Source organism: Synechococcus sp. Minos11, assembly GCF_014279855.1.
In the GTDB taxonomy this organism is placed as follows: Bacteria; Cyanobacteriota; Cyanobacteriia; order PCC-6307; family Cyanobiaceae; genus RCC307.
In genome coordinates this window covers 1,659,475-1,675,082 of the sequence record NZ_CP047953.1, presented here as the reverse complement: position 1 = coordinate 1,675,082, position 15,608 = coordinate 1,659,475, and the positions used below count along the sequence as shown (strand labels likewise).

The 15,608-nt window shown below is 62.6% G+C and carries 16 protein-coding genes; 5 read left to right on the top strand and 11 right to left on the bottom strand.

Annotated features, from left to right (window positions below; genetic code table 11):
• Positions 1 to 30: 30 nt before the first annotated feature.
• The 4 genes from SynMINOS11_RS09440 to SynMINOS11_RS09425 are packed head-to-tail and all read right to left on the bottom strand — an operon-like array spanning position 31 to position 4,583.
• Positions 31 to 1,707 carry an NAD+ synthase gene (locus SynMINOS11_RS09440; RefSeq protein ID WP_186548151.1) on the bottom strand — a complete coding sequence of 559 codons (1,677 nt, stop codon included), beginning with the start codon at positions 1,705 to 1,707 and terminating at the stop codon, positions 31 to 33.
• Positions 1,667 to 2,299: a nicotinate-nucleotide adenylyltransferase gene (locus SynMINOS11_RS09435; RefSeq protein ID WP_186548149.1), complete on the bottom strand. Its 633-nt coding sequence runs from the start codon at positions 2,297 to 2,299 to the stop codon at positions 1,667 to 1,669. The genes SynMINOS11_RS09440 and SynMINOS11_RS09435 overlap by 41 nt, the downstream gene beginning before the upstream one ends.
• Positions 2,296 to 3,585 carry a GTP-binding protein gene (locus SynMINOS11_RS09430; protein WP_186548147.1) on the bottom strand — a complete coding sequence of 430 codons (1,290 nt, stop codon included), beginning with the start codon at positions 3,583 to 3,585 and terminating at the stop codon, positions 2,296 to 2,298. The genes SynMINOS11_RS09435 and SynMINOS11_RS09430 overlap by 4 nt, the downstream gene beginning before the upstream one ends.
• A complete protein-coding gene (locus SynMINOS11_RS09425) occupies positions 3,585 to 4,583 on the bottom strand; it encodes a CNNM domain-containing protein (protein WP_043737227.1) in 999 nt (332 codons plus the stop codon). The genes SynMINOS11_RS09430 and SynMINOS11_RS09425 overlap by 1 nt, the downstream gene beginning before the upstream one ends.
• 66 nt (positions 4,584 to 4,649) lie before the next feature.
• Between SynMINOS11_RS09425 and SynMINOS11_RS09420 the strand changes: the two genes are divergently transcribed.
• Complete coding sequence (locus tag SynMINOS11_RS09420; protein ID WP_186548145.1) at positions 4,650 to 5,960, top strand: aminopeptidase P N-terminal domain-containing protein; 1,311 nt, start codon at positions 4,650 to 4,652, stop codon at positions 5,958 to 5,960.
• A gap of 2 nt (positions 5,961 to 5,962) precedes the next feature.
• Here the strand turns inward: SynMINOS11_RS09420 and SynMINOS11_RS09415 are convergent, their stop codons facing one another.
• Both SynMINOS11_RS09415 and SynMINOS11_RS09410 read right to left on the bottom strand, forming a co-directional pair.
• Positions 5,963 to 7,102: a calcium:proton antiporter gene (locus tag SynMINOS11_RS09415; protein ID WP_255445376.1), complete on the bottom strand. Its 1,140-nt coding sequence runs from the start codon at positions 7,100 to 7,102 to the stop codon at positions 5,963 to 5,965.
• 33 nt (positions 7,103 to 7,135) lie between these two features.
• The gene (locus tag SynMINOS11_RS09410; RefSeq protein WP_186548141.1) at positions 7,136 to 7,885 is read right to left on the bottom strand and encodes a TIGR01548 family HAD-type hydrolase; all 750 of its coding nucleotides are present in this window, start codon (positions 7,883 to 7,885) and stop codon (positions 7,136 to 7,138) included.
• A gap of 83 nt (positions 7,886 to 7,968) precedes the next feature.
• Here SynMINOS11_RS09410 and SynMINOS11_RS09405 point away from each other — a divergent pair, with 83 nt between their 5' ends.
• Positions 7,969 to 8,463, top strand: a complete 495-nt coding sequence (locus SynMINOS11_RS09405) for a 30S ribosomal protein PSRP-3 (RefSeq protein ID WP_186548139.1) — start codon at positions 7,969 to 7,971, stop codon at positions 8,461 to 8,463.
• 140 nt (positions 8,464 to 8,603) lie between these two features.
• Here the strand turns inward: SynMINOS11_RS09405 and atpC are convergent, their stop codons facing one another.
• Positions 8,604 to 9,011, bottom strand: a complete 408-nt coding sequence (atpC, locus tag SynMINOS11_RS09400; RefSeq protein WP_011936278.1) for an ATP synthase F1 subunit epsilon — start codon at positions 9,009 to 9,011, stop codon at positions 8,604 to 8,606.
• A 34-nt stretch (positions 9,012 to 9,045) separates the two neighbouring features.
• Positions 9,046 to 10,512, bottom strand: coding sequence for a F0F1 ATP synthase subunit beta (gene atpD / locus SynMINOS11_RS09395; RefSeq protein WP_186548136.1), 1,467 nt, complete (start codon positions 10,510 to 10,512; stop codon positions 9,046 to 9,048).
• 212 nt (positions 10,513 to 10,724) lie between these two features.
• On the opposite strand from atpD, the gene groES reads away from it, so the two are divergent.
• Together groES and groL are read left to right on the top strand one after the other, a co-directional pair.
• Entirely contained in the window at positions 10,725 to 11,036 is a 312-nt protein-coding gene (groES, locus tag SynMINOS11_RS09390; protein WP_043737222.1) for a co-chaperone GroES, read from the top strand.
• Positions 11,037 to 11,080: 44 nt separating this feature from the next.
• Positions 11,081 to 12,724, top strand: coding sequence for a chaperonin GroEL (gene groL, locus SynMINOS11_RS09385; protein ID WP_011936275.1), 1,644 nt, complete (start codon positions 11,081 to 11,083; stop codon positions 12,722 to 12,724).
• A 104-nt stretch (positions 12,725 to 12,828) separates the two neighbouring features.
• On the opposite strand, the gene secG is transcribed toward groL, so the two are convergent.
• Positions 12,829 to 13,059 (bottom strand): preprotein translocase subunit SecG, encoded by a 231-nt coding sequence (gene secG, locus SynMINOS11_RS09380; protein ID WP_186548134.1) that lies wholly within the window; start codon positions 13,057 to 13,059, stop codon positions 12,829 to 12,831.
• 15 nt (positions 13,060 to 13,074) lie between these two features.
• The gene (gene gpmI, locus SynMINOS11_RS09375; RefSeq protein WP_043738263.1) at positions 13,075 to 14,631 is read right to left on the bottom strand and encodes a 2,3-bisphosphoglycerate-independent phosphoglycerate mutase; all 1,557 of its coding nucleotides are present in this window, start codon (positions 14,629 to 14,631) and stop codon (positions 13,075 to 13,077) included.
• A 176-nt stretch (positions 14,632 to 14,807) separates the two neighbouring features.
• On the opposite strand from gpmI, the gene pyrR reads away from it, so the two are divergent.
• A complete protein-coding gene (gene pyrR, locus SynMINOS11_RS09370) occupies positions 14,808 to 15,383 on the top strand; it encodes a bifunctional pyr operon transcriptional regulator/uracil phosphoribosyltransferase PyrR (RefSeq protein ID WP_186548132.1) in 576 nt (191 codons plus the stop codon).
• Here pyrR and SynMINOS11_RS09365 read toward each other — a convergent pair.
• Positions 15,376 to 15,597, bottom strand: a complete 222-nt coding sequence (locus SynMINOS11_RS09365; RefSeq protein WP_043737217.1) for a ferredoxin-thioredoxin reductase variable chain — start codon at positions 15,595 to 15,597, stop codon at positions 15,376 to 15,378. The two genes, pyrR and SynMINOS11_RS09365, sit on opposite strands and share 8 nt — an antisense overlap.
• Between the last annotated feature and the right edge of the window lie 11 nt (positions 15,598 to 15,608).

The following is a 15,608-nucleotide window of genomic DNA, read 5'->3' as shown; positions in this document are numbered from 1 at the left end:
GGGTTGGTTCTGCTATCAGCCTGGCGATTCCTAGCCTTCGGCGCCAGTGCTGGCGGCGATTGGCATGCGCCAACCGCAACCGAAGGAGCGAGCACTCAGTTTGAGCACCGGTGCAGCTTGGCGCCGTTTGAATTCTGACCGTTTCAGCAGCCGCCAGATCCGCTGCACGGCGTCGCTCGGCTCACCGCTGGCGATGAGCTCTTCCGGCGAGGCATGCTCCTCGATAAAGCGCTGCAGCAGGCGATCGAGATAGGGGTAGTCGGGCAGGGAGTCGCTGTCTTTTTGATCCGGCCTCAGCTCGGCGCTGGGGGGCTTATTCAAGATCGCGTCCCCGATGACAGGCCCATCGGCTGGCAGCCCGCAGCGTTGCCGCTCGCCGGCAGCAGCCGGGCTATCGAGCCAGCGCGTCAGCCGAAACACCTCGCTTTTGTAGAGATCCCCGATGACGGCCAGGCCGCCATTCATGTCGCCGTAGAGCGTGCAGTAACCAACGGCCAGCTCGGATTTATTGCCGGTAGCTAGCAGCAGTTGGCCTTCGCTATTGGCCACGGCCATCAGCAACGTGCCGCGGATGCGCGATTGCAGGTTTTCGGCGGTGATGCCCTCGGGCTTCTGCCCCAGCGCTGGGTCCAAGCTGCCGTCGTATTGCTGCATCAAGGGCTCAATCGGCACCGTGCTGGTGGCCAGATTCAACCGACTGGCGAGGGCCAGGGAATCCTGCAGCGAGCCTTCAGAGCTGTAGGGCGATGGCATCAACAGCGCCCGCACCTGCTGACTGCCCAGAGCCGCAACGGCTAGGGCTGCCACCAGGGCCGAATCAATGCCGCCACTGAGCCCGAGCAAGGCTTTGCGGAAGCCGCATTTGCGGGCGTAGTCCTGCACCCCGAGCACGAGCATGCGCCAGAGCTGAGCCTCGGGACTCAGGGGCTCGGGTGGGGTTGGGGTCGCTGGGCTCTGGCTGTCCCAAATCTGCAGCGCGCTCTCGCCGCAGGGCAGTTGCTGCTGCAGCGCCCCAGTGGCATCCAGCACAAAGCTGTTGCCATCAAAAATCAGTTCGTCGTTTCCCCCCACCTGATTGACGTAGAGCACTGGGCATCCCAACCGCTGCTGGGCGGCCCCCGCCAGCTGCCGGCGACGCTCCGCTTTGCCCTGGCCAAAGGGGGACGCTGAGAGGTTGATCAATAGATCCGGCTTGAGGGGCTGAAGTTCAGCAATTGGATCGCACAGCGGCGCATTGCGGCCGCTGATTTTGGGTTCAACCCAGAGGTCTTCGCACAGGGTCAGCCCAAGGCGCTGACTGCCCCAGCTCAGCAGCGCGGGTTGATCACCGCTGTGGAAATAGCGCTGTTCATCGAAGACGTCGTAACTGGGCAGCAACCGTTTGCGCGCCACCAAGCGCCAGCCGCCGCGCTCCACCAGGGCCATGGCGTTGAACAGCTTCTGGCCACTGGTCTCAACCACCCCAAGCAGCAGCCCAAACCCCGGCGGCAACGCGCCACTGAGCTGATCGAGTTGGCGGTCTTGTTGCTGCCGTAGGGCCGGCTGCAACAGCAGATCCCGGGGCGGATAGCCCCAGAGGGCGAGTTCAGGGGCCAGGGCGAGTTCGGCTCCGGCTTCGGCAGCCTGCAGGCACTGCTGTTGCAGGCGTTGCCGATTGCCCTGCAGATCACCGACCAGCGGGTTGGATTGGATCAGTGCGATCCGCACAGGGGAGGTCGTCGATGCTGAAACCGTAAAGGTTTCGCTGCGCTAAGTCAGTGAGCAACTCGCTGGGGACCAGTTCGGGGTTGGGGTGATGCCGCACTGAGGAGCTTGCAGCTGCTGGAATTTCTAGAGGCAGCTGCGCCACTTGCGGGCAGAGCGCCTGCAGCCGCTGGAGGTCGCCGGCTTGCATCGGCCAGCCTTGGCGCTGCACCACGGCGATCGAACAGCCGGGTAGCCAGGCTTCAACGGCATACCAGCTGGGGATTTGTGCCACCAGATCGGTGCCCACCACAAACACCAGATCGTCATCAGGGAAACAGCGGCGGGCCGCTTCGATGCTGTCGATGGCGCGGCGGCTGCTGAAGTCCTGGCGTAGCTGCAGCCGATCGCTACCAGCCTGCTCGGTGAGGCTGTTGACTACGGCTCCCAGCAGGGCCGCCCGCACGTCAAGGGGTGCACCGTGTTGCTTGAACGGGTTGTCACTGGCCCAGGTGCAAACCCGCGGGAAGAGTTGCATCAGCCCAGCGAGCACGGCGCGATGTCCCACCGTCGGCGGGTCCGCGCTGGTGCCAAACAGCGCCAGCTGGGATGTCATGGCAACCCCACTTCGGGGCTCCAGCTCTGGTGGTGAGCCAGCCAGCGTTGGGCTTGGGGGTCAGCCCGTTGCAAGCGGCGCAACAGGCTGGCGGGCCTGGCGGGCCCCCGGTGGGCTGAGAGCAGCAACTGACGGGCGGCCTCGCGGCCTGTGATGCGGGTGCCATGCACCGCCAGGGCGGCTTGGGCGAGGGCTACTGGGGCCGCCGGAGCCAGGCTGAGCCCGCCACTGAACGGCGCGGCCATCAGCAGCAGCTGTTTGATCAGGCTCAAAGCCCCTTGCAATCCCCACTGCACACCGCCAATCACCAAGCTCTGCCGGCCCACCCGTTGCAGCAGTCGCCGAGCGGAGGGGCCGCGTAGCCGCACGCCATAGAGCTGGGCCAGTTGCACAATCAAGGTGCTGTCGACTGCAGCACTGCCGGCTAAATCCAGCAGCATCAAGGGGTTGGCGGCCAGCCCCGCGGCTTTGATGCTGGCGCAGCGGCCGATCAAGGCTTGGGCAGCCTGCTGGCGCTGGCCGAGGCGCCAGGCCAACAGCTGCGCGCTGAAGTGATCGGCTGCGCGCAGGCTGTTGAGGGCCAGCAGCAATTCCCCGTGGGCCTCGAGAAGTTGATCGAGGTGCTGCTGCAACGCTCCTAACTCCGATGCTGCGGCTTGGCGGCGCACGCGGCCATCGGCGAGCACAACCGGCCGCCTTGGCGCGGCGGCCACCCACAGCAGCGGCTCATCGCTGCCGCAGCGCGCCTGGATGGTCTCTGTGAGTTGGTGGCGCTCCGCCTGGCTGTAAGTGTCAGCCCGGTTGGCCACCAGCAAAGTGGGCTTGCCGCTGTCTTGCAGGGTGCGGAAGGCGGCCAGTTCCGGCGCGCTGATGTCGCCGTCGATCACCATCACCACCAGGTCGCTGCCGGTGGCTACTCGCCGTGCCAGGCGCTCCCTAGCCGGAGCAGCGATCTCATCAATGCCGGGGGTATCCACCAGCTGCAGCAGCCCTCCATCGCCCCAGGTGCGGTTCCAAGGCACGGCTTGCTGCCGCCGGGTGCTGCCATGGGCCACATCGGTGGCGAGGGCTTCATCGCCGATCAAGGCGTTGATCAAGCTGCTTTTGCCAACGCCAACCCGGCCAAAGACCGCCACCCGGAGTTGCCGTTCCTGCAGCCGCTGCAGCTGCCGGTCGAGGCCTTGCAGCTCCGGTCCCAGCACCGATTGCTCGCGGCGGCTGAGCTGCAATCCTTCCCGCCATTGGATCAGGGCACGGGTGATGGTGGCGCTGCGCTGCTTGTCCATCAGGCTTGCGGCTCCACCCGGGGGCGGGTCCAGCCCGCCAAAACGGCCAGAACGACTTCAGCGCCGATGAGGCCAACAAAAGCGCCAAATTCATCGACCACCACACGCACCGAATCGCGGCTGCGGCGAAAACTGGTGAGCAGCCGATCAGCGCGGATCATCTCAGGCACGAATTCCACCGGCTCGGAAACGCTGGCGGCGGTGGCGTGTCCGCGGCCTTGCACCAGAGCGGTGAGCAATTGATCGCGGCTGGCCACCCCCAGCACTTCATCCACCTCAGCGCCCAGCACTACCCACCAGGGGGAGTCGTCCGTGAGGAGCAAATCGCGCAGCTCGTCGAGCCGCGTTGAACCATTGAGCGTGGGGGCGGAGACCCGCGGCAGCATCAAATCTCTGGCCGTGAGGTCATTGAGTTGAAACACCTTGGCGATCATCGCGGCTTCATCGGCCTCAATGCGTCCCTTTTGCGATCCCAGCCTGGCCAGCAAGCGAATTTCGCTTTCATCGGTGGTGAGCTCGTTTTCCTCACTCAGCGCTGGCATCAACCGTTCGAGCAGCAGCACCAGTGGCATGCCCAGCTTCAGCAGCAGCGCCAGGGCTGGTGCGGCGAGCAAGGCAGTGCTGGCTGCGGTGCGGGTTCCAAAGGCCTTCGGGACGATTTCGCCCAAAACGATCACCAGCACGGTGAAGCTGAACGAGAACACCGTCAGGGCGGTTCCCTGCAGGCCGTGGTGATGGAACACAACAGCGGCCAGGGCGCCCAACATCAAGCTGCCGAAGATGTTGAAGAGGTTGTTGGTGATCACCAACATCACCAAGACCCGGGCCAAGCGGCCCTTGAGGTTTTGCAGCAGTTGGGCCCCTTTAACCCCGCGCCCCACCATCTCGTGCACCCGCAGGGGGCTCACCGTCAGCAGGGCGGCTTCCACGCCAGAACATAGGGCTGAACCCGCCAGCAGGATGAGCACCAGGCCCGCTAAAAGGAGGAAATCGCTCACTGCACCCGGCGGCGGGCCAACCTGACACACTCATTTAACCGCCTGCACCAAGGCCCGACAGACCCCGTGCCGATCAATTACGCCCAACGGCGCCAGCAATTCCTTGATGCACTCGAGGGGCAGGCCGCTGTGATTCCTGCGGCGGCGCTGATGCAACATCACGCCGATGTGGAGTTTCCCTTCCGTCAGGACAGTGATTTTTGGTACCTGACCGGTTTCGATGAGCCGGGGGCTGTGGCCCTGTTCCTTCCCCACCGGCCAGGCAACTCCTTTGTGCTGTTTGTGCCCGCCAAAGATCCCACTGCCGAGGTTTGGCATGGCTTCCGCTGGGGCACCGAAGGGGCGGTGGCGGAATTTGGGGCCGATGTGGCCCATCCGTTGGAGCAGCTCGAGGCGCTGCTTCCCGACTACCTCCAAGGGGCGGAGGGGATTTGTTTTCGAGTGGGGCGTCACCCCGACCTCGAAAAGCTGGTGCTGCGCTGCTGGTCGAATCAGCTCGATCGCGCCTCACGCACGGGTGAAGCGATGCGGCAGCTCACGGCTCCGTGCCCAATCCTGCATGCGATGCGCCTGCGCAAAGACGCGGGGGAATTGGACCGATTGCGCCAGGCCTGCCGGATCAGTGCGGAAGCCCACGAACGCGTCCGCGCCTTGGTGCAGCCAGGACAAAACGAGGCGGAGGTGCGCGCCAACTTGGAGCAGCACTTCCTTGCCTGTGGCAGCCGCGGTTTTGCTTATCCCTCGATCGTCGCCGGGGGCGATAACGCCTGCATCCTTCACTACACCGCCAACAACGCCCCGCTGAACGATGGCGACCTGCTGCTGATCGACGCGGGTTGTTCGGTCAGCGACTACTACAACGGCGATATCACCCGCACCTTCCCAATCAATGGCCGCTTCAGCCCTGAGCAGCGCGACCTCTACAGCCTGGTCTTGGCGGCTCAAGAGGCCGCCATTGCCAAGGTGTCGCCGGGATCAACCGCTGAGGCGGTGCATGAAACCGCCGTGCGCGTGTTGGTGGAAGGCCTGTTGGAGCTGGGGCTGCTGCGCGGCAGCGTCGATGCCGTGATTGAGCAAGACGCTTACCGCCACCTCTACATGCACCGCACCGGCCACTGGCTCGGCCTGGATGTGCACGATGTCGGCGCCTACCGGCTTGGGGAGCACCCGGTGAGCTTGGAGACCGGGATGGTGTTGACGGTGGAGCCAGGCCTTTACATCAGTGATCGCTTGCCGGTGCCGGAGGGGCAGCCCGCCATTGAGGAGCGCTGGAAAGGCATCGGGATTCGCATCGAAGACGATGTGGCGGTGGTCGATGGGGGCGCTGAGGTGCTCACCGCCGCCGCCCTCAAGAGTGTGGAAGCGATGGAGCGCTGAGTTCAGACCAGCTCCAGCACGAACCAGAACAGAAACACCACGAGCAACATCAGCCCTTCGCTTCCCAGCACGCGGCTGTGGGGGCGCAGCAGAAACAAGGTGAGCGAGAGGAGCACCATTTCATATTGCTCCAGCCCCAAGATCACCTTGGTGCCAGTCACTTCTCCGATGAGCAGCACCGCAGGAACCGTCAGGCTGATTGTGGAGAGCACCGAGCCATAGAGGGTGTTGAGGGCCCGCTGCAACTTGCCTTTCCGCGTTGCTTGGATCGCATTGATGGCCTCCGGCAGCAGGATCAGCATCGCCACGAGGATGCCAGCCAGGGAGCTGGGCAAGTGCAGCTCATTGACCCCGCGCTCAATCAGTTGGCCCATGGATTCAGCGATCACCACCACGATCGCCAGGGTTCCCATCAGCAGGGCGGCGGCTTGCCAGGGGCCCCCTTCGAGTTCGGCGTGATGGCGGCTTTCTGGATTGCCGCCCTCGTCGGCAAACATCTCCATGAAGAAGCCGCGGTAGGCACCGGTTTGGTTGAACAGGAACAGGCCGTAGACCACCAGTGCGGTGACGGAGAGAACGATGTTCAGCGGCAGGCTGAAATTGCCTTCAGGGCTGTCGTTGCTGAAGTTGGGAATGATCAGCACCAGCACGCTCATCGTGCCGATGAGGTTGTAGTAGACCATCGCCCCGGCCTTGTTCGTGGCCGCCAGGTCTTCGACCCGCATCGGCTGATCACGGTCTTTTTTCTGCATGCGGGAGGTGAGGGCCATGCACAACCCGGTGATGCCGGTGAGGGCCACCATCAAGACCGAGAACATCGAATCCCGGGCCAGGGTGGGATTCGATTCCCCCGTCAGCATCGTGCTGCCAATCAGGGCCAGCTCAATCACGATCACCGAACCGGTGAGCACCAGCGTCCCGAAGGGCTCACCCAACTCTTCCGCTAACAGTTCCGCCTGGCGGGCCACCTGCAGCGAGAGCACCACCACGACGCTGCCCAGCAGGATCAGGCCCAGCACGATGGTGCTGGCGCTACCAGCCAGGAGCCATTCCAGGACTCCGGTGAAGCTCAGCAGCGCCAGCACGCCCGCTCCAATGGAGAGCGTGGCGAGCTCAGGCAGCAGAAGGCGCAGGCGATTCAACGCAGCAGGACGGTTGTCCTCCACACCTTGAACTCAGTGTTGAGGGATTGTCAGCTGATCAATGAAAAAAAGCAGCTCTGGGGTGCTGCCCAGGATGTGATCGGCACCGGCCTGCAGCAGTTGCTGCTCATAGGCCTGCCGCGCTTGGGTTTGGCCATGCAGGTGGGGAGGTGCCACCGCCAAGCTCAGCCAGGGCTGCTCAGGTCGTTGTTGCCGGGCTTGGATCACGGTTTGCACATCGGCAACGGTGTCGCCGAGATAGAGCACTGGGGTTTCAGGGGTTGGGCGTAATTGGTCGCTGAGGCGGATCAACCCGGTGGGATCGGGTTTGTCTGGTGCATCGCCCATGGCAATCAGCGGTGGCTGCTGCAGTTTCAGTCGTTGCTGCAGCACATAGCGGGCTGATGGCGGTTCAGCGCCGCTGACAAATCCCCAGCGGCATCCCTTGGCACTCAGCTGAGCAAAAAAATGGGGTTCCACCAGCAGGGGCTCACTGCCAATGAACCCTTGCCATTGGCTGGGCTCCCCGTCGGGATCGCCGCCGAAATAAAAACTGCTGAACACCGCCACCAAGGCATCTCGCTCTGGCAATGCAACGCCTTGGCGGCGCAAGAGCTCCAAGCTGGCGTCCCAATCGTTGTTCCAGCGCCCCTCGCCTTTGAGGGCATCCACACAGGCGGCATCGGGCCGCCAATGGCTGTAGTGATGCACCGTTTCCACCAAGGCCCGGCGGTAGCTGCCAGAGACATCGCGGATCACGCCATCGATGTCGAACAGCACCACAGGAGCTGGAGCGATGGGTGCTGATGCGGGGGCTGGTAGGTTAGTCGTTTGCCTGCCCCGCCAGGTCTTTCGCTGTACCTCCCTTGAGCACCGAAACGAGCCCCGTGACTGAAACCGAGACCGCAGCTGCGCCAAGCGAGGAGGCAAGCCCAAGCACTGCTTCCACAGCGACTGAGAGCGCGACTGCATCCAGTGGCATGAAGACTGCCACGGAGCATCTGGCCCGCTCCACGGTGGATGCTGATGGCGTCCCCAGTGGTTACACCCCGAAAGCTGACGAAGGCCGCTTTCTGCTGAAGATTCTTTGGCTGCCTGAGAACGTTGCTCTGGCCGTTGATCAAATCGTTGGTGGTGGCCCCAGTCCGTTGACTGCTTACTTCTTCTGGCCCCGTGAAGATGCCTGGGAAACCCTCAAAAGCGTGCTCGAGAGCAAGAGCTGGATCACCGAAAACGAGCGCGTTGAGGTCCTCAACAAAGCCACTGAGGTGATCAACTACTGGCAAGAGGAAGGCAAAGGCAAGAGCCTTGATGAGGCCAAGCTCAAGTTCCCAGAAGTCACCTTCTGCGGTACGGCCTGATTGGTTGTTCCGTTGTTGTTTGGAATCCAACCGGGGCTTGAAGCCCCGGTTTTTTTGTGCCTGTTTGTCCCAAAAAAAGAACAAAAAAAAGACGGCGCGAAGGCCGTCTTGCTGGTTGCTGAATTGGAACGTGGTGTCGTTCAGTTCGCCTTGGTGGCTTGCAAGCGAGCGCGCGCTTTCTGGAAAGCTTGCTGAGCTTTGATCTTGTCAGGGCTGTTGGGCTGACCATCAAATTTGCTCCAAGCCTGCTCAGCTTCGCTGAGTTGCTTTTGGGCTTCTTCAGCATTGATACCGCTAGCGGGCTCGGCGGCATTGACGAGCACGCTGACTTCGTCGTCGTCGACTTCAGCAAAGCCACCCATCAGGGCGATGGCGGTCCACTGGTTGCCATCGCGCATCCGCAGCACACCCACATCAAGGGCGGTGAGCAAGGAGACGTGACCAGGAAGCACACCGAGCTGACCGGTGGTGCTGGGCAGGATGACTTCGTCAGCCTGACCATCGAAGACGTTCTGATCGGGGCAAAGCACCCGCAGAGTTAGGGCCATGGATTGAAAACCTCAGAAACGGGGAAGGAAGGGATCAACCCTTGGCTTCAGAGCGGATCTTCTCGGCTTTGGCCTTGACCTGATCAATGTTGCCCACCAGGTAGAAGGCAGCTTCAGGCAGATCATCCAGCTCGCCGGAGAGGATCATTTGGAAGCCCTTGATGGTTTCATCAAGCTTCACGTATTGGCCAGGCATGCCGGTGAAGATCTCAGCCACGAAGAACGGCTGGGACAGGAACTTCTCGACCTTGCGAGCACGGTCCACGGTCAGACGGTCGTCTTCCGAGAGTTCGTCCAGACCCAGAATCGCAATGATGTCCTGGAGCTCCTTGTAGCGCTGCAGGGTGGACTGCACAGCGCGCGCGGTCTTGTAGTGCTCATCGCCCACAACGGCGGGCTGGAGCATGGTGCTGGTGGAATCCAGGGGATCCACAGCGGGATAGATGCCCTTGGAAGCCAGGCCGCGGCTCAACACGGTGGTGGCGTCGAGGTGGGCGAAGGTGGTGGCTGGTGCCGGGTCAGTCAGGTCGTCAGCCGGGACGTAGACGGCCTGAATGGAGGTGATGGAGCCCTCGAGGGTGGAGGTGATGCGCTCCTGCAGCTCACCCACGTCGGTGCCCAGGGTGGGCTGGTAGCCCACAGCAGAGGGCATGCGGCCCAGCAGAGCGGACACCTCAGAGCCAGCCTGCACAAAGCGGAAGATGTTGTCGACGAACAGCAGCACGTCCTGCTTGTTCACATCGCGGAAGTGCTCAGCCATGGTCAGAGCGGAGAGACCCACGCGCATGCGGGCGCCGGGGGGCTCGTTCATCTGGCCGTAGCAGAGGGCAACCTTCGACTTGGAGAGGTCATCGGCGTTGATCACGCCGGAGTCCTTGAATTCCTCGTAGAGGTCATTGCCTTCACGGGTGCGCTCACCCACGCCGCCGAACACGGACACACCGCCGTGCTCTTTGGCGATGTTGTTGATCAGTTCCTGAATCAACACGGTCTTGCCCACGCCGGCACCGCCGAACAGGCCGACCTTGCCGCCCTGGCGGTAGGGAGCCAACAGGTCGATCACCTTGATGCCCGTCTCGAACACCTTGGGCTTGGTCTCTAGGTCGGTGAGCTTGGGGGCGCTGCGGTGGATCGGAGCGGTGGCGTCTGTTTTCACAGGACCCTGCTCGTCGACGGGCTCGCCAAGCACGTTCATGATTCGGCCCAGGGTGCCTTCGCCCACGGGCACAGAGATCGGAGCGCCGGTGTCGACGGCTTCCATGCCACGCACCAGGCCGTCGGTGCCACTCATGGCGACTGCGCGAATGCGGTGATCACCGAGAAGCTGCTGGACTTCAGCAGTCAGAGCAATATTTTGTCCTGCGGTGTTTTTACCCTCGATCCGCAGAGCGTTGTAGATGCGAGGCAGCTTGCCGGCGGGGAATTCAACGTCCAGCACAGGGCCAATGACCTGGCGGACGACTCCTTTCGTACCGGATGTGGCTTTTGCTGCTGCGGCCATGGGTTAAAGCGTTGGGGCGGAAAGGCAGCGCCTTTCGGGCCGGGCAACCTTACCACTGCAGATGCGCTCTTTTTGGGGAGGTTCGGGGAACCGTCCATCTGTCCCAATTGCGACACGGAACGTCACAGGGATACGTTGGCACTCGAGGGCTGTGAGTGCCAGATCGGCGCTGCAGGCTCTCGCCACCAAGTTCTGAGATCAACCATCCACGTATGGCTGCCGTATCCCTCAGCGTGTCCACCGTGAAGCCTCTCGGTGACCGCATCTTCATCAAGGTCTCTGCCTCCGACGAGAAAACCGCCGGCGGCATCCTTCTCCCTGACACCGCCCAGGAAAAGCCCCAAGTGGGTGAAGTCGTCCAGATCGGCGCTGGAAAGCGCAACGACGACGGCAGCCGCCAGGCTCCTGAGGTGAGCGTGGGCGACAAGGTTCTGTATTCCAAGTACGCCGGTACCGACATCAAGCTCGGCAGCGATGAGTACGTCCTGCTCAGCGAGAAAGACATCCTGGCGGTCGTCTCCTGACCGCGACGCTGAGTCCTTAAACGCTTCCTTTATTTCCTCCCCCCATGGCCAAGCGCATCATTTACAACGAGCAGGCTCGCCGCGCTCTTGAAAAAGGCATCGATATCCTCACCGAGTCGGTTGCTGTCACCCTCGGCCCCAAAGGCCGCAACGTGGTGCTCGAGAAGAAGTTCGGAGCTCCTCAGATCATTAACGACGGCGTCACCATCGCCAAGGAGATCGAACTCGAGGATCACATCGAGAACACCGGCGTTTCCCTGATCCGTCAGGCCGCCTCCAAAACCAACGATGCCGCTGGTGACGGCACCACCACCGCCACCGTCCTGGCTCACGCCATGGTCAAGGCTGGTCTGCGCAACGTGGCTGCTGGCGCGAATGCCATCTCCCTGAAGCGCGGCATTGACCAGGCCGCTGTGTTCCTCGTGAGCAAGATCGAGGAGAACGCCAAGCCGATCACCGACAACAACTCGATTGCCCAGGTGGGCGCCATTTCAGCCGGTAACGACGACGAAGTCGGCAAGATGATCGCTGACGCCATGGAGAAGGTCGGCAAAGAGGGCGTGATCTCCCTGGAAGAAGGCAAGTCCATGACCACCGAACTGGAGGTCACCGAGGGCATGCGCTTTGACAAGGGCTACATCTCCCCTTATTTCGCGACCGACACCGACCGCATGGAAGCGGTGCTCGAAGAGCCCTACATCCTGTTGACCGACAAGAAGATCGGTTTGGTTCAGGACCTGGTGCCCGTGCTCGAGGCCATCGCCCGGACCGGCAAGCCTCTGCTGATCATTGCCGAGGACATCGAGAAGGAAGCCCTGGCCACCTTGGTGGTCAACCGCCTGCGCGGCGTTCTGAATGTGGCTGCCGTCAAGGCCCCCGGCTTCGGCGATCGCCGCAAGGCCATGCTCGAAGACATGGCTGTGCTGACGGCTGGTCAGCTGATCACTGAGGACGCTGGCCTCAAGATCGAAAACGCCAAGATCGAGATGCTGGGCACCGCCCGCCGCATCACGATCAATAAGGACACCACCACCATCGTTGCCGAAGGCAATGAGGTGGCCGTGAAGGCGCGCTGCGAACAGATCCGCAAGCAGATGGACGAAACCGAGTCCACCTACGACAAGGAGAAGCTGCAGGAGCGCCTCGCCAAGCTGGCTGGTGGCGTGGCTGTGGTGAAGGTGGGTGCGGCCACCGAAACCGAGATGAAGGACAAGAAGCTGCGCCTCGAGGACGCCATCAACGCCACCAAGGCGGCTGTTGAAGAAGGCATCGTCCCTGGTGGCGGCACCACCCTGGCGCACCTGGCTCCTGCTCTGACCGAGTGGGCCAACCAGAACCTCAGTGGTGAAGAGCTGATTGGCGCCAACATCGTGGCTCAGGCCCTCGATGCTCCCCTCAAGCGCATCGCTGAAAACGCCGGTGCCAACGGCTCCGTCGTGGCTGAGAACGTGCGCCATAAGCCCTTCAGCGAGGGCTTCAATGCCGCCTCGAACGAGTACGTCGACATGCTGGCTGCCGGCATCATCGACCCCGCCAAGGTGACCCGCTCTGGCCTGCAAAATGCCGCGTCCATCGCTGGCATGGTGCTGACCACCGAGTGCATCGTGGTTGATCTTCCTGAGAAGAAGGAAGCAGCTCCTGCCGGTGGCGGCATGGGCGGCGGCATGGGCGGCGACTTCGACTATTGATCTCGCCCGGGGGCCTGCGGGCCCCCATCGCTTTGCCAAACAAAAGCCCCCGCGGAGGCGGGGGCTTTTTCATGTCGAGAGGAGTCGGTGGTTGATGGGGAGGCTCAGCTAAGCCAGCCACCACTGAGGATTACCGCTAACCCCAGAAACGTGACCAGCAGGGTCCAAGTGATGCGATTGAGGGTCGCCTCTGCGCTGCGAGCGCTCGTGAACATCGAGCCACCACTTGAAGCGATCCCTCCCATGCCATCGCCCTTGGGGCTGTGGAGCAAGACCGAGATGATCAAGATGATGCCGCTGGCCGACCAGACGTAACTCAGGGTGGTTTGAAGCATCGCTCGCGACTGGTGTCAGGCCAATGTACGGCCGCCGAGGGCGGCGGTGCTGGCCACCAGGCTTTGGCCGCTCATGGCTGCAGGCACTGGGATGTTCAGCAGCTGCAGCACGGTGGGAGCGATATCCGCCAGGCCGCCATCACTGCGCAGCTGCACATCGCCGCCGAGTCCAGCCAATTTGCGCTTCTCCCCTTCCACCAGAACAAAGGGCACTGGATTGGTGGTGTGGGCAGTCCAAGGCCGTTGATCAGGCCCTTGCATCATTTCAGCGTTGCCGTGATCTGCGGTGATCAGCAGGGTGCCTCCCATCTGGCCGGTGGCATCCAAAATCCGTCCGATGCAGCGATCCACGCAGCCAATGGCCTCAACGGTGGCTTCCATGTCGCCGGTGTGCCCGACCATGTCGGGGTTGGCGTAATTGATCACCACTAGTGAATAGATCCCCTTCTTGATTGCTGCTACGCAGCCGTCGGTCAGCTCATCGGCTGACATGTGAGGCGACTGGTCATAGGTGGCCACCTTGGGGGAGGGCACCAGGTGACGGTCTTCCCCAGGGAAGGGCTTTTCCATCCCACCGTTGAGGAAATAAGTGACGTGGGGATATTTCTCGGTCTCCGCTGTGCGGAACTGGCGCAGCCCGGCGCGTGCCACCACTTCACCCAGCAGATCGTCGAGGGACTCTGGTGGAAAGGCCACAGCCACCGGCAGGGTTTTGTCGTATTGGGTGAAGGTGACCACCGGCAGGGGGGTAATCAGCTGCCGCTCAAAGCCTTGGAAGGTTGAGTTCACAAATGCTGCGGTGAGCTGCCGCATCCGATCGGGGCGGAAGTTGAACAGCACCAGCGCATCGTTGGGCTCAATCAGCTCCGGCGCGAAGCGAACCGGCTCCAGGAATTCGTCGCTGGTGCCATCGCTATGGGCTGCTTTCACCACATCCAGCGGTGAGGCGCTGCTCACAGGGCTGGCTTCGGTCAGCAGGCGATAGGCCTTCTCAACGCGCTCCCAGCGGTTGTCGCGGTCCATAGCCCAATAGCGGCCACAGAGGGTGGTGAGTTGCCCAATGCCGGCCTGCTGAATCTGCTCATCGAGGGTTTGCAGGTAGCCAGGGGAGCTGTCGGTGGGTGTATCGCGGCCATCGGTGATGCCGTGGATGCACACCTGCTGGATGCCAGCAGCCGCAGCCCAGCGCAGCAGGCCGCCCAGGTGATTGATGTGGCTGTGAACGCCCCCATCGGAGAGCAGTCCGACCAGGTGCAAGCGGCCACCTGAAGCTTTCAGGTCTGAAGCCAGCGCCTGCAGGGCCGCGTTCTCGCCCAGTTGATTGTTTTGAACAGCCTGGCTGATGCGCACCAGCTCCTGGCGAATCACGCGCCCGGCGCCGATGGTGAGGTGGCCGACTTCGGAGTTGCCCATCTGGCCGTCGGGCAGCCCCACATGGGCGCCGCTGGCCTCAATCAAAGCGTGGGGATAGGCGTGCCAGAGGGCATCCATGATCGGCGTGGATGCGGCATGGATGGCGTTGTGCTTCTGTTCCGGCGTGTTTCCCCAGCCGTCAAGCACCGCCAGTACCACTGGTGCCACCGGTGGTAACGAGGATTTTTTCAGACTCTGATCAGCGGTTGGGGGAGAAGTCGCCGTCAACCGATCGCTCCCGTCATCTGAGGGCAAATTACATCCCACCGGCGTGAGAACCCACTTCGGTAAGGCTGCCGTCAGGTTTTCCCCATCAGCTCCACTAACCTGAGGCCATGAGCCGTGGATCACTGCCAACCGAGGCCTGTGAGCGGCGAACCCTGCTCGATCCGCAGGATCTGCAGCGCACGGTTGCACGCTTGTGCTCCCAAGTTTTGGAGTCAGCAGGAGATAGCAAGCGCTTGCTGCTGCTGGGGATTCCCACCCGCGGTGCCGCTCTGGCGCGCGTCTTGGCCACTGAGTTGGAGCGAGAACTCGGCCACGCGGTGGATCAGGGAGTCCTGGATCCCACCTTTCATCGCGACGACCTCGAGCGCGTGGGCACGCGCTTAGCCGAGCCCACGGCGTTGCCGGTTCCTGTCGAAGGTCGTGAGGTGGTTTTGGTCGATGACGTGGTCTTCACTGGCCGCACCGTGCGCGCGGCTCTGGAGGCTCTGCACACCTGGGGTCGCCCCGCCTGCGTGAAATTGCTGGCCATGGTGGATCGCGGCCACCGGGAGCTGCCGATTCAGCCCGATTTTGTCGGCCGTGTGGTGCCCACCAGCCGCCATGAATTCATCCACCTGATGTTGCAAGAGGTGGATGGGGAAGAGGGGGTTGTCCTGCTGCGTCCGCTCCAGGACATCAGCTGATCGCTTCGAGTTCCTCGGCGCGGAAGTGGGCCTTGTAGCGGCCAAAGGCCACGATCACCGGGAGGGTGGGGCTGATGGTGCGCCCCTTCCAGTCGTTCAGCACGGTGGCCACATCGCCCTCTTGGCCCTGCATGTCAAAGGCTTGGCCGCGATGTTCTGGATGGGTGAACACCACCACAGACTCCTTTACCCGGACACGGTCACCCTGCTGCATGGCTGCGACTC